We start from the raw sequence: 14681 nt of genomic DNA, 5'->3' as shown, positions 1-14681 counted from the left end.
ACACTCCTCTATCCGGACAACATTGCCATTCTAGCGCGGTTTAGCAGGACGTTTTAGCGATAAGAATGGCGTTGCGGTTCAGCGTATATCCAACGGCGTCAGTCTCGCAACGGTGGGCGATGATGGGATCACCTTCCACACCGTTGACGGCAACGGGCTGCTTCGAACGGTTCAGATAGAAATCGAAGCGGATGGTACCGTCTGAGGATTGGCGGATGGTGTGCAGGATGCGGGGGTCATGAGTCGTGGCTGCTGCGGTCGTAGTTGCGGCGTTGATCTCTCCCCCACCCGGCCTTTGGTCGGGAGCCCTTTCGTCGGAGGGGGCTGTTGTGTTGAGTTCCTTGAGCAAGTGGGTGATGTCGTGGCGGCCAAGATCGCAGCCCACGTAGATGGCGGCGCCTTGGCCGTGGGGGTGACTGGTGATGGCGGGGACGCCGTCGAGCTCCCAGTCAGCAGCGGCTGTACCCACGTACGTGGCAAGCACGCGAGTGTCTGGAGCGACCGAGGTCACGTCATTCTGCCACAGACGTGTCGTGAGTCCATTCGACAAACCGATTTCGGCCGGTTCGTCTTCGGCTTCTTCTCCGAGGATGTTGAATTCTTCGGAGCGGATGCCGAGCATGTCGCGCAGAAGTCCGTTGCCGGCGCCGGGGTATCCGCCGAGACCGATGTGGAAGTGTTCGTCGATCAGGCCGGTGGCATAGCCGACGATGACCGTACCGCCGTTTTCGGCAAAGTCCGCGATGCGACGGGTATCCTCGTCGGACAGGGCGATCACGGTGGGCAGCACGATAGTCTGGTAGCCGCTCCAATCGTAGGCGAGCGGGACCACGTCCGCGCGCGCTCCGGCATCGAGATATCCGCGATACCAGTCGCGTACGTCATGCCAGTGATTGAGTTTCATGCTGGGCAGGGTCTCGGAGCGAGTGGCCCATTCGGATTCCGCACTAAACAGAATCGCCGTGTCCGCGCGCTTCAGTTCCGTGTCTTGCACACCCGCGTCGGACAGCGTCTTCAGCGCGGCGCCGAGTTCGCACACTCCTCGAAACAGTTTCGTATCGGAGCCCGCGTGGGGCACCATCGCGGAGTGGAACGCCTCGGCACCCGATGCGGATTGTCTCCATTGGAAGAAGTTGATGGCGTCGGCACCCATGGCCACGTGGGCCAAGGAGTCGCGCATGAGCTCGCCGGCGCGCTTGCGCGTGTTAAGCGGCTTCCATTGGACGGCGGAGGTGGAGTGCTCCATCACGTACCACGGCTTGCCGAGCGCGAGCGAGTCCATGAGCGCGTCCGAGCAGGCGAGTTCGTCCAGATGGGATTCGCCCTCATGGAAGTAGTGATCGTTGGACACGAAGTCCACTTCGTTTGCCCATTGCGCGTAGTCCATGGTGCATTGGTCGGTGGAGACCATGAAGTTCGTGGTGAACGGCTTGCCGGGGCAGATTTCTTCGATGGCGTCGCGTTCGGCCTTGTAGAAGTCGAGCAGCATGTCGTTGCCGAACCGCTCGTAATCCAACTGCTGGGGCGGGTTGACCATGCTGTCGCCGCCCATGTGGCGAGGCAGCAACACCTCGTCGAAGCTGTTCACGTGCTGGGACCAGAAGGCCGTGCCCCACGCTTCGTTCAACGCGTCGACGGTCCCGTATTTGGCCTCGCACCACGTGCGGAACGCGGCCAAGGCGTTGTCGGAGTAGTCGTAGCGGTTGTTCCAGCCGTATTCGTTGCCCATGTGCCAGGCCGTCACGTATGGATTGTCCTTGTAGTGTTCGGCAAGTTTGCGGCACAGGCGCAGCGCGTATTCCTTGAGCACCGGGCTTGTGGGCTGCCACGACTGGCGTGAGCCCGCATTGACCACATGGCCGTACCGATCGATTGGCAGCACCTCAGGATGACGCTCGTACAGCCACAACGGGGCCGTGGCAGTGGCCGATGCCAGGTCCACGGCGATGCTCGCCGCGCCGAGCTTGTCGATCACGTGGTCAAGCCACTCGAACGTGAACTCGCCCTCGCGCGGTTCGATCTTGTCCCAGCTGAAGATGGCGAGGGCCACGGTGTTGACGCCGGCTTGGACCATCAGGCGAATGTCCTCGTCCAGTGTCTCCTCGGGCCACTGGTCCGGATTGTAGTCGCCGCCGAACGCGATGCCACGACCGGATTCAGTCAGCAGGGACGGCCACCTGAACGTTCTACGAGTAGTCATATCAATCAAGTCCTTTATTGTACCGGCTCATGGCCGATGCTATGTTGCTGGCGGCGGCCGTTGCTGCGATGACCTTCTTGGTGTTGCGCATGTTATCTCCTCCTGAGCCGTTGGGATTGGTCGTGGCTTCGGGACTTTGGACTTACCTTGGGCCTGGGTTCCTCGCCTGCGATATGCTCCGCTGACGGTCTTTTTTGGGGTGTTTTCTTTGGTACACCCGTGTACCAATATCTATGATGATACACCCGTGTACCAATTTGTCAAAATCAAGCGACACGCCTGATTTCCCGCCAAAACTCGCCACCTCGGGCACACAGAAGAATCTTCAGCCTCCGACATCCACAATTCCGAGAGCGTTCACATTCGTGGATGTCCAGCGCCAGACGGAGCCAGTTCGGCTAGTATGAATAGGCACCACCATAGCTGTATTGAGAGGAAGAGCACATGGCGGGACTGTTTCGGACTGCTTCCAAGCAGCCCAATCCTTTAGGAACAGCCATACGCACCCGCGGATCAGGAAAATATACATTCGGACTGGCTTTGAGTGCGGGTCTTGCCGGATTACTGTACGGCTACGACACCGTCTCCATCTCCGGTGCCATCGAATTCCTGCGCGCCAGATACGGGCTCAGTACTCTCATGGAGGGCCTCGTCGTTTCCTCCATCATGCTCGGTGCCGTCATCGGAGCGGCCACCGCCGGATTCCTTTCCGACCGATTCGGCAGGAAACGTATCCTTATTATCGGCGGCGCGTTCTTCCTCGTTGCGGCTGTATGGAGTGCGCTGACGATAGGTCCCATAGCGCTTATCGTGGCGCGCGTGGCCGGCGGCTACGGCATCGGCCTGACCGCCGCGCTGGCCGTCACATACATCACCGAATCGGCTCCGGCCAACATCCGTGGTCTGCTCGCCTTCTCTTATCAGCTGCTTGCGGTTTGCGGTATCTTCCTGACCAACGTCATCAACTACATCATCGCCTCCCACGGATCAAACGACTGGGATATCGCCACTGGATGGCGCTGGATGCTGGGATTAGGCGCGATTCCGGCCGCCACCTTCCTGCTGGCTATGCGGAGGGCACCGGAAAGCCCACGATTCCTCATTCAGATAGGCAGAACCGATGAAGGTTTCGCGGTGCTCGAGCACATCCTCGGCACCGAACGCGCACGCCTGCGCACCGATGACATCCAAGCCTCGGTCAAACTGGAAACCGAGATGTCGCACGAATTCCATGATTTGTTCCGTCCAGGCCTGCGACGGGCACTCGTCATCGGCATCTTTCTCGCCGTGTTCAACCAGTTCATCGGCATGAACGCCATTTCCTACTATGGGCCGGTGATGTTCTCGGATCTCGGGTTCGCCGGGGACACTCAGTTCCTCGCGGCCGCCAGCGTAGGCGGCATGGAGCTGGTGGCCACCGTGGTAGGCATGTACCTGATCGACACGTTCGGCCGTAAACGTCTTATGGAAATAGGCACCGGCATGATGTGCGTGTTCGCGCTATGCATTTCGGGCTCGTATTTCATGGGCAATTCGCTGCTGACGCTTATATTCGTCATGGCGTTCACCATATCGTTCGCCTTTTCGATGGGACCGATTCCCTGGATTGTGATTCCCGAGCTCTTCCCCACGTATCTGCGCGGTCGCGCCACCGGATTGTGTGTGATGTGTCTGCTGTTCGCCAACTGGATCATCGCACAATTCACGCCGATGATGATCGATGGATTGGGCGGCGGCATATCGTTCGCGATTTTCGCGGTTCTGGATCTGATTTGCCTGTTCGGCATCGTGGCGTTGGTGCCGGAGACAATGGGACGCACGCTGGAGGAAATCGAGCATCTATGGCAGCCGAAAACCGATTTGGCCTACGCAAAATACGCGCTGAGCACGGCTGATGCGAATATCCGCCACGCGGAAGCCACGCTGCGTCGTATTGAAAACGAACGTCAGCAGGCATTGGGCATTATGGATGCGGCTGAGCGGGCTCGCGCTGCGGCACAGCAGAAGATTTTCGCCATAGAGACCGCCAAAAGGGTCGAGGCAGAACGGCTGGAGGCGCAGCGCGCTGCCGAGGAAGCCGCCAAGGCAGCGGCGAATATGGCTGCAGAAGAAGACACGGCAGCGACCGTCTCGGAAGTTACGACGGATGAGAACGTGCCGTCGCTTATGCGGCGTACGAGGGGCGCTGTTCTGGTTGGTAAGTCATCCAGTAGACGGCACGACGGTGAGTATACGGACGGCTCTGCGAACGGCCCTGCGGATGGCTCTGTGGATGGCTCCGTGACTGACTCTGCGGATGGTGCGATGCTGGACGGCGCGGCGGCCGAGGCAGCGGCCAGCGCAGCAGTCGCGGCCTTGGCCGATTCACTGCCCGACGATCCATTCACGCTGGCGAATCGGCCGACTACGCGCAGTGGTGCGGATGATACAGATAGCGTTGATGCCGCAGATGCCGTTGATTCCGCGAATGACGCGAATCGAAACCGCAAGCAGACAAATGCCGTGCAGCCGGCACATATGGCCTCTATTGAGCACGCGCACAGTGCCGATACGCCTCGCGGAGTGTTGTTGCCCAGTGCCGACGAGGATTCCTACAGCGAGCATTCCTTCGCCGAGACGGATGACGACCGCGAGGCTCAGGCCATCGACGCGGCCCTCGACTCTCTGGATGCCCTTATCAGAGGCTGATATATAAGGAAATCCTGTATTGCAGAGTATTGCGGCCTGTGACTGTGCGACTTTACAGATTCAGCACCGCATCGGCAACGCGCATGGCGGATTCACGGTGAGAGACCAGCACCACAGCCACGTCTTGCCCCTTATCCGCATTCTGCTCGCTCTTGGACAGCTCATGAATGGAACGCAGAATGATGGCTTCATTCAAGGCATCCAGACGACTGGTCGGCTCGTCGAAGAGCACCAAGTCGGCATTGCGCAGGAATACACGGGCCAAGCCGATGCGCTGGCGTTCGCCTTCAGACAGTCGGTCGCCCAGCTCGCCCACCTGGGTGTCGAGCCCATCCGGCAGGGAATCGATCAGGTCGAGCACGGATGCCTTGGCGAGGGCTTCGCGGAGTCGGGCGTCAAGAACACCGGCCGCTCCCCCATCGCGAATCTCTGCCTCGGGCAAGGCGATAAGCAGGTTATCGCGAATCATGCCGTCGAACAGGTGGGTCTCCTGACTCATCATGGCCTGAATACGGCGGCGGGCATGCACATCGATTTGCGGTAGCGGCGTGCCGGACAGCGTCACTTGGCCGCGCTGCGGATCCCAATAGCGCATCAGCAGCTTCAGCATAGTGGACTTGCCCCGGCCGGACGGGCCTTGGATACCGAGGATGCCGTGCTGCGGCACATCGAGCGAGAAGTCGGCGAGAATCGCCTCGCTCTCCTCCCCCGGGTACGCGAAGATGACGCGGTCAAGGCGCATGCCCTCATAATCCGAGTTCGCAGTGCCAGTTTCCACCACGGCCGGCGCTTCGTCCATCAGACCGAACAGACGACGGGCGGAGGCGAAGGTCTGGGTGAGGTTCGCGGGCAGGGCGGCGAGCGCCAGCGTCGGCCCGAACGAGCTGGCGAGCAGCGCGAAGGCGGCGACCAGCGCCGGGATATCGTAGAGGTTCACGCCGGCAAGATTGATGGCGATGCCGGCAGCCGCCGAGGTAAGCAATGCAACCAGCAATCCGCCGACACCGGCGAACCGGCCGTTGACACGGCTGAGTTTGGCATGGTCACGCCATAGCGCGCGCGTGCGGTCTTCGATGGCCTGCGCACGATCTTCACCCCGACCGAATCGGATGATCTCGTCGAGACCGCGCATGTCGTCGAGCATCACGTTGTCGAGTTCGCCGGCCGCGCCACGGATGGCGGGGCCCAGATTGCGCACGCCGGTGGCGAAGAAGCGCGGCACAATGATGCCGATGATCAGATGGGAGACGATCAGCGCCAACGCCATCCAGGGGCTCAGCGTGGCCGCCACGATGGCGTAGACGATGGTGGTGGTCACGGCTATGGCCACGGGGCTGATGGTATGCGCGAAGAAGATTTCGAGCAGTTCCACGTCGGTGGTGAGCATGGCGATGAGGTCGCCCTTGCCCTTGCCGGCGAGCTTGGCCGGAGCGAGGCGGCGAAGGGCGGCGAAAGCCTTGGAGCGGAAGAGCGCGAGCAGGTGGAAGGCCACGTTGTGGTTCAGATATTGCTCAACGTAGCGCGTCAGGCCGCGCAACACCGCGCAAACAATCATGGCGGTGATTGCACCGGCCGCACTCATGCCCCACACGGGGTTGCCGGCGAGCGCGAATCCGGCGATGATGCCGAACACCGGTAGGAAGGTTGCGGCAAGGTGACCGATGGTGCCGGCCGTGGAAGCCGCGACCATAAGCCCGGCCAGTGGCTTGGCCTCCCCGAGTAGTCGCTTGATGACCTGGAACGTGCTCATCTCGGCCGGAGCTGCAGCCGGAGCTGCGCCCACAGCCGCCCCGCTCCCGCTGGCGGAAGCTGTCAGCGAAGCTGGCTGAGGGTGGTCAGCCCCAAAGTTCTCGATATCCGCCTGAGTAGTGAACAACTTGGCGTACACGCCGCCGGCCGCCATGAGTTCGGCATGCGTGCCGGTTTCCACCGACTTGCCGTGTTCGAGCACCACCACTTGGTCGGCGTGCTCGGCGTTGGCCATGCGATGGGTGATCATGATCACCGTCTTGCTGCGGGATTGCACCAGTTCGCGGATGGTCGCGAGAATCAGTTCCTCGGATTCCACATCCACACTGCTGGTGGCCTCGTCGAATACGAATACCGGCGAATCATGCAGAAGCGCACGGGCGATGGCGATACGCTGGCGCTGGCCACCGGACAGGTTGGCGGCGTCGGGCTCAATCGTCATGTCAAGGCCGTCCGGCTGCGAACGCACGAAGTCGGCGATACGGGCCTGTTCGAGCGCGTCCCAGAGACGGGAATCCACGGCGTCGGACGCGGCTTCACCGTTCTGGCCGTCATCGGGCAAAGCCATCAGAAGGTTCTCACGCAGAGTACCGGCAAACAGATGGCTACTGGCACCGATCAGGGTGATGGTTCGGGCGAGCGTCTCTCCGGACAGGTCGGATACCTTGACGCCGTTCAGCGTAAGCGAGCCTTGGTATCCGGTCAGCGTACCGGCAAGCAGCGCGGCAGCCGTGGATTTGCCGGAACCGGAGATGCCGACGATGGCGGTGAGTTGACCGGGGTAGGCAGTGAAGGTGAGGTCGGTGAGCGCAGGTGCCGGCGCGGAATTCGTTTGTTGAACGGCGGCACCGGAATCGGCGCTGTCATAGGAATAGCCGACGTGGTCGAAGCTGACGGTGATTCCGCCATCGGCCTTGGTACCGGCCTTGGTACCGGCATCAGTCCCGGCATCGGTACCAGCGGTGGCCGGCAGCGTGGCAGTGCCGTGGGCGGGCTCGGGGGTGTCCAGCAGGGCGAAGATGCGCTTGGTGGAGGTCATGCCGTTCATCGCCACGTGGAAGTAGGAGCCGAGCTGGCGCATGGGGATGAAGAATTCAGCGGACAGCAGCACGATCAGCAACAGTCCGGCGAGGGTGAGCGGGAAGCCCGCACCGAACGGCATCAGGTATTGCAGGCCGTAGGCCAGGTAGGCGAACGCACCGGGCAGGTGGGCGGCGAGCATAATCGGAGACCAGCCGGCGGCGCTGGCTCCTGCGGCGGCCGCGGCGGTATGCGCATACTGCCATAGAGCCACACCAATGCCGGCCGCCGCACCGCCGTAGGCCACGATATCCATGGCGGTCAGCGAGCGCAGCTGGATCTGCAGCACGCGCATGGTCATGACGCGGAAGCCTTCGGCCTTCTTGTCCATTTCGGCGGCGGCACGGTCGTCGGCGTCGAAGTTCTTCAGGGTTTCGAGGCCTTGCAGGTTGTCGAGGAATGCGGCACCCATGTCGGTGTATCGGCCCCAGTATTTTTTGAAGGCGCGGGCGGCGGTCATGGATACGATGCCGGTGACAATAATAATGAGCGGCGCGCAGACGAGCATGGTCACGGCGGCCGGCATGTTGATCGGCGCAATCACGGCGAACAGGGTGATCGGCGCAAGAATCGCATAGAAGAGCTGCGGCAGGAACAGTTCGAAGAAGCTTTGAATCTGCTCGACGCCTTCGCCGGCGGACTGGACCACATCCGAGGTCTTGACGCGCGACCTGTAGGACGGGCCGAGGGCCACCATTTTGCGGTACAGCTTGGAACGCAAAGCGAGCTTGACCCGTTCGGCGGCTTCGGTGCCGAGGCGTGTGGCGTGTGTGGTGGCCAGGTAGCGAACCAGCATGCAGACGATCGCCAAGGCCACGTAAACCATGAGGTCGCCGGCCATCGGGGCGACGGTGGTGCCCGGAACGCCGAACAGATTGGCGGGGCACTCGGAGGCCGAGGCGGCGTTACAGGAGAAAGTGTGTGGGTCGGCTGCGGCGAGCAGTCCTTGCAGCAGCATGACCAGCGAAAGCATGAAGCCGATATTGGCAAGCAGCCCAACCCACATCAGAGCCACTTTGCCGGCTATGAGCTTGCCGAGACCTGGTGCCAATTGGAACAGTCGTTTGTCGAACATGGTTCGCTTCCCCTTGCCGTGTTGTTGCGGTGTTGGTTGCCGTGGTACTGCAGTAGGTCTCGTCATGCATCAGTCGCGGGTGCCACCAATCGCATACCTGCACATACCGATGGCGTGCACTGCGCAATCCTATTTACCTTAGGCGAAAGCGCACATACACGCCAGACCTTCAGCTGAGACGACTGTCACGCTGAGCTTCGTTCCCAAATAAGAAGCCACAGACTCCCCAATGCCGACGCCGCCGATGATGCTGGAGCTGATGACCGGACCCTGCAGGGCCGGGCTCAGCACGTACTTGTCCTGCAGGAAGTCGATGGCTCCCGAAATGGACACGGTCATAACCGTAGAGCAAATCGGTTAGACACGGCGTTGTATACAATCCACAAAACCAGACAGACAACTTCTCCATTGCCCACAACGCGCGCAACCTTACGCCAGCGTAATCTAACTCGTCAGAATGGCTCGGGTTGTCAACTTGCCATCATGTTTGTAAGGAATAAACGGCCGTATGCTTACCGAATACACCACGCCCGGCGAATCCATCGAGATCCGCGATGACCAAACTATCTATTCACTGCTCACCGAACGACTGGCCCGCACCGGCGCGGACACGGTAATCGCCGCCAAGAAAATCGGCCCCGGCCGCTGGCAGAACGTCACCACCGGCGAATTCCACGAGCGCGTGGTCTCAGCCGCCAAGGGCCTGATCGCGCTCGGCATCGCCAAGGGCGACGCGGTGACCATCTTTTCCTCCACCCGTCTCGAATGGGGCATTCTCGATTTCGCACTGGCCGCAGTGGGCGCGGTAAGCGTGCCGATCTACGACACCGACTCCGCCCCGCAAGCCCAGCGCATCATGAACGATTCGGCGGTCAAGCTGGCCTTTGCCGACAACCGCGAGCGCTTCGACCGGCTTGACTCGGTCAAGGACCACTGTCCTGCCTTGAAGCAGATTCTCATGATCGAGGGCAACGCGCTGGGCGCGCTCGAAGGTCTGGGCGTGGCTGTTTCGGACGAGGAACTGAACGAGCGCGTGGCCACCGTGCGCGCCGACGATCTGGCCACCATCGTCTACACTTCGGGCTCCACCGGCAACCCGAAGGGTGCCGAACTGACCCACAAGAACTTCGTGTCCATCACCATCTCCGCCTCGCAGGCGTTGCATGAAGTGGTGCTTGACGACCATCCGCGCCTGCTGCTCTTCCTGCCGCTGGCCCACTGCTTCGCGCGATTCATCCAGTACGCCTCCATCGCCTCCGATGACGGCGTGGTCGGTTATCTGCCGGACACCAAAACCCTGCTGCCGGACCTGCGTTCGTTTGAACCGACCTACCTGCTGGGCGTGCCGCGCGTGTTCGAGAAGGTATACAACGCCGCCTCGCACAAGGCCGGTGCCGGCTGGAAGGGCCGCCTGTTTGTCAAGGCCGCCGAGGCCGCGCGCGTCTGGAGCCGCAAGGAGCAGGCCGGCGAGCAGCACACGTTTGCCGAAATCGCCGAGCGCGCCAAGTACGAAACGCTCGTCTACCGCACGGTGCGCGGTGCTCTGGGCCCGAAGATCAAGTACGTGGCCTGCGGCGGCGCACCACTGTCGCTCGATCTGGCGCATTTCTACAACGGCATCGGACTGCCGATGATTCAGGGTTATGGCATGACCGAAACCGCCGCCCCGTTCGCCGCCACGCGCGTGACCGACAATGTGATCGGCACCGTAGGCCAGCCCGCGCCCGGCTCCTCGATTCGCATTTCCGACGAAGGCGAACTGCAGGTCAAGGGCCCGAACGTGTTCCGCGGCTACCACAATCTGCCGGAGAAGACGGCTGAGGCGTTCACCGCCGACGGCTGGCTCAGGACCGGCGACTTGGCCGAGATCGATGATGAGGGCCACATCGTCATCACCGGCCGCATCAAGGACATTATTATTACTGCCGGCGGCAAGAACGTCTCCCCCATTCCGCTGGAGGAAGAGATCGCCAAGTGCCCGATCGTGGAGCACTGCGTGGTGGTGGGCGACCAGCGCCCGTTCATCGGCGCGTTGGTGACGCTCGATCCGGAGTCGCTGGCATTGTGGCTGCCCGCGCACGGCCTGTCCACGGAGACGCCGGTCGACCGGCTCGCCACGAACGCCGCGGTGCGCGAGGAGATTCAGCAGTACGTGGACAAGGCGAATGCGACGGTCTCGCGCGCCGAATCCGTACGCAAGTTCGCCGTGCTGGACACGCAGTTCACGCAGGAGAACAAGTGCCTGACACCGTCGCTGAAAGTGGTGCGCCCGGCCGTCAATCGCGTGTTCGCCGATGTGATCGACAACGAGATCTACAACGGCAAGCGGTGAGACGCGCGGTTCGTAATCCGACACAAAAAAAGGGCCTTTTGAACCGCACCCCGATTGTTGGACTGGAGTAATCCAGATTCGATGATCGGAGGTGCGGTTTCTCATGTCCAGGGATCGCAGGCGTCATTATGACGATGATTCCATGCGGGTCGTCGCCGGGGTGCCGCCCGGCCCAGGTGGGTCATGCCCGGGTCAGTTTCTTGCTCCTGAGACGCAGCACGACATCGGCGGAGTTGGCGACGCGCTTGGAATGCGTCACCACGATCACGCATTTGCCGAGCTGATGGGCGGCGTGCTGCAGCAGATGAATCACCTCGTCGGTCATCTCCGGGTCGAGGCTGCCCGTCGGCTCGTCCGCGAGGATCGCGCGGCCCGGGGCGACCAGCGCGCGGCCGACCGCCACCCGTTGACGCTGGCCGCCCGACAGGTGCATGATGTTGCGCTTGGATTCCTCACGGCTCAAACCCAGTTCCTCGAGGATCTTCATATCGGCCTTGGCGCTGACCAGCCGCAGGTTCTCTTCGGGGGTGAGGTAGTCGATCAGGTTATGGTCCTGGAACACCAGGGACACGTGCTCCCGGCGGTGCTTCGCATAGCCCGATGCGGCGATGTCCTCCCCTTCGAAGCGGACCACTCCCCGGGAGGGGGCGTCCAGGCCGGCCAGCAGCGACAGCAGCGTGCTCTTGCCGGCGCCGGACGGGCCGGTGATCGCATACATCTTCCCGGATTCGAAATCCGCGCTGACATCCGAAAGAACACGGATCTTCGCCGCGCCGTAGGCGTAATCGACATGGTCCAGTTGCAGACAGTTAGACATGATTGGTGACTCCTAACGCATAGAGGAAAGAATGGATTTCGGGGATTTGGACAGCACGGCGGCGCATGACACGGCAAGAGCCACGGCGATGACCGCGCATCCGAGCAGCAGGATGAGCATCGTCTGCTCAGGCGGCAAGGCCTCCACGTGCAACGATTCCAACGGCGCGACGCCCGAATCGCGCAACAGTCGGGAAGACACGTATCCCGACAGCATGGCGCCGGTGCCCAGCGAACACAGGGCGGCGACCGCCGCCATGAGTCCGGTTTCGATGGCGAGTTGTGCGACGATCCGCATCTTGTCGATGCCGAGGGCCAGAAGCGTGCCTATCTCATGGATGCGTGAGCGAATCCAGAAGACCAGCGCCATCGCCAGCACCAGTACGTCCGCGAGGCAGACGGACAGCAGCACCATGCGCACCAGATTACGCACCGTCTGCACGGATTGCAGGACGCCGGAGAGCCGGGCCGAATCGTCGGTGACGTCGTACTTGCCGCCGGCCATGGTCTTGGCCCGTCCAATAGCCGCGGACAGGTCCTGCGGATTATCCGACAGGCATCGGATCATGTCGATCCGGTCGTTTCCGGTCAGAGCGGAAGCTACTCGCCTACCCGAATAGATGAGGTTCTCGGAAGTGTCCGAGGGCAGGGGGCTTTGGGCCTGCACGTTGCCGGAGAAGATCCCGGCCACACGCACCGTGGCGTTGCGCCCCTCCTGCCGGAGACGGAATGTCGAGCCGACCGATAGGCCGTTCTGCATCGCGAAGTCGCGGTGGACCAGCACATTGTCGCCGTCGCCCGAGATATGGCGGCCCTGCTCCAGGCGGTACAGGCCGCTCTGGAATTCCTCGGACAATGAGGAATCGGTGGTGCCCAGCACGCTGACCTGCATGGCCAGATCGGAGTCCAATCGGGGGCCCTGCCGGGGCATGACCGGGCGCGCGCCATCCACCTGCGCCAAGGTCTTCGTCGCATAGGCGGTCTTCGTCACACCGGGGATACGCGAGAACCGGCTCGCCTCCTCGGCGCTAATGGGATTCTCGCCGGCGCTGACGGTAAACCCTATGCCCATGCCCGCGCCGATGCCGTCGGACATGGTACGCAGGGCCGTCGAGACTCCGACCTGCGCCACCAGGCTCGTGAAGACCATCAGCATCAGCAGACCGATGATGCCGCTACGTACCGGCTTGCGTACGATCGCCAACGTGGCACGCTTCCACACATTCATGCTCATCATCGAATCTCCGACAGGTCTCGCGGCGATTTGCGCAGCATCGGCATGCACGCCACCGCGACGCACACCAGCATCACCGCCAACAATCCGAGCGCCACGTACAGCATGGCGGTCCCGTCGACCGACACCGTGAGCGAATCCAGGGTGCGCACCGACATGCTGGATTCAAGATCGCCGCCGACCTGCCCCATGCTGCTCAGCTCCTTCGCCGCGGAGGCGTTCACGGAATGGAGCGCCGTGGCGCCGAGCCATTGGGCCATTCCCTGCGCGCACAGCCAGCCGAGGGCGAGGGACGGCAGACCGATCAGCACCATCTCGGTGAGGTATTGGGCGACCAGGGAGGGCTTGCCGACGCCAAGGGACACCAGTATGCCCATCTCTTGACGGCGGTCGTTCATCCACAGCAGCAGCATGAGACTGAGCACGAGCACGGCCGAGACGGTCACGCCGATCAGGGCGCCGCGCATCATGGAGCGCACGCCGCGGGCGGCATGCAGCATGCTCGATGAATACTGGTCGTTGCGCGTGATCTGATAGTTGTTCCAATCCACCGGGAGTTTCTTCGCGGCATCCATGGTCTTCTCCACGTCAACGCCCTTGGACAGCACGAAGGTGGCGTCCTGGTATATTTCCTTGCCGTCCTTGTACTGGTACAGGTCGCGTGTGGTATCCAGATCGGTGTAGATGGTGTTGGCGGTGAGTTCCGCTCGGCTGGATACCTTTCTGGCGCTGTCGCCCTTGAATATGCCCACGATGGTGGTCTTGACGGTCGCCGTCGAATGTGATTCGTTGTCGGCGTCATAGGCGTTGGCCTTGAGCGTGAGCGTGTCTCCGACTTTGAGCCCGTTGGCTTTGGCGAGATCCTCATGGATCATCGACGTGTACTTGTCGGAGGCCTTCAGATGTCGTCCTTCGGCCATGCCGAGCGTGCGCGACGTGAACACGTTGAGTTTCGACGAATCATTCGTGCCCATGACGTTGGCGGCGTTGCCAAACTGCTGCTCCTGGGTCGCATCGTAATCATCGCCGCCGGGGACCTTCGCCACATTCGCCCCCACGAGATCGGCGGTGGCGTTCTGACGGACCATATACGAATCGACCCCGGGCAGTTGGGCGATCCTGCGCACGTCGGCGGGGCGCACCATGCCGCCTCCGCGAGGCGTGAGCATGCTGCCCTGCATGTTGCTGGACAGCACGAATCCACCGACCGCTTCCTTCTCGATTCGTCCGGCGGCCTGTTGAGCTGCCCGAGAAACCGCGATCGTGGATAGCATGCTCGCCGTTATGATGGTCAGTATTATAAGGAGCACTATGGTTCGCACTCGTTTTCTGAGCACATAGCGCACCGACCGTGCAACGAACGTCATCAATACCTCCTGTGGGACTTGGGCTTTTCGCCCAAAATGCGAAACATGCCGCGTTTCGCCGATTAGTTAGCCGCGACGATACATGATGCACCTCAAGATACGGGAGATATACGCCTTGAGCGAAAAACGGAACAGCGGCG

General features: G+C 61.8%; 8 protein-coding genes. 2 read left to right on the top strand and 6 right to left on the bottom strand.

Features of this window, described 5'->3' with window-relative positions; all coding sequences use genetic code 11:
• Window positions 1–40: 40 nt before the first annotated feature.
• A complete protein-coding gene (locus BLLJ_RS01825) occupies window positions 41–2200 on the bottom strand; it encodes a beta-galactosidase (protein WP_013582379.1) in 2160 nt (719 codons plus the stop codon).
• Between the two features lie 444 nt (window positions 2201–2644).
• Between BLLJ_RS01825 and BLLJ_RS01820 the strand changes: the two genes are divergently transcribed.
• Window positions 2645–4888: a sugar porter family MFS transporter gene (locus BLLJ_RS01820; protein WP_013582378.1), complete on the top strand. Its 2244-nt coding sequence runs from the start codon at window positions 2645–2647 to the stop codon at window positions 4886–4888.
• A 52-nt stretch (window positions 4889–4940) separates the two neighbouring features.
• Here BLLJ_RS01820 and BLLJ_RS01815 read toward each other — a convergent pair whose 3' ends face one another.
• Window positions 4941–8792 carry an ABC transporter ATP-binding protein/permease gene (locus BLLJ_RS01815; protein ID WP_013582377.1) on the bottom strand — a complete coding sequence of 1284 codons (3852 nt, stop codon included), beginning with the start codon at window positions 8790–8792 and terminating at the stop codon, window positions 4941–4943.
• A 138-nt stretch (window positions 8793–8930) separates the two neighbouring features.
• Complete coding sequence (locus BLLJ_RS11365; protein ID WP_007054838.1) at window positions 8931–9131, bottom strand: hypothetical protein; 201 nt, start codon at window positions 9129–9131, stop codon at window positions 8931–8933.
• A gap of 169 nt (window positions 9132–9300) precedes the next feature.
• Between BLLJ_RS11365 and BLLJ_RS01805 the strand changes: the two genes are divergently transcribed.
• On the top strand, window positions 9301–11124 hold the full coding sequence (locus BLLJ_RS01805) for an AMP-dependent synthetase/ligase (RefSeq protein ID WP_013582376.1): 1824 nt from the start codon (window positions 9301–9303) through the stop codon (window positions 11122–11124).
• Window positions 11125–11305: 181 nt separating this feature from the next.
• Here the strand turns inward: BLLJ_RS01805 and BLLJ_RS01800 are convergent, their stop codons facing one another.
• From BLLJ_RS01800 to BLLJ_RS01790, 3 genes are read right to left on the bottom strand one after another with little or no spacing between them, the layout of a single operon-like run.
• Window positions 11306–11941: an ABC transporter ATP-binding protein gene (locus BLLJ_RS01800; RefSeq protein WP_007051383.1), complete on the bottom strand. Its 636-nt coding sequence runs from the start codon at window positions 11939–11941 to the stop codon at window positions 11306–11308.
• A gap of 12 nt (window positions 11942–11953) precedes the next feature.
• The gene (locus tag BLLJ_RS01795) at window positions 11954–13177 is read right to left on the bottom strand and encodes an ABC transporter permease (RefSeq protein ID WP_007054836.1); all 1224 of its coding nucleotides are present in this window, start codon (window positions 13175–13177) and stop codon (window positions 11954–11956) included.
• The gene (locus BLLJ_RS01790) at window positions 13174–14541 is read right to left on the bottom strand and encodes an ABC transporter permease (RefSeq protein WP_007054835.1); all 1368 of its coding nucleotides are present in this window, start codon (window positions 14539–14541) and stop codon (window positions 13174–13176) included. Before BLLJ_RS01790 ends, BLLJ_RS01795 begins: the two co-directional genes overlap by 4 nt.
• Window positions 14542–14681: the final 140 nt, after the last annotated feature.

This window comes from Bifidobacterium longum subsp. longum JCM 1217 (assembly GCF_000196555.1).
GTDB lineage: Bacteria > Actinomycetota > Actinomycetes > Actinomycetales > Bifidobacteriaceae > Bifidobacterium > Bifidobacterium longum.
This window is presented reverse-complemented; position numbering and strand designations above follow the sequence as displayed.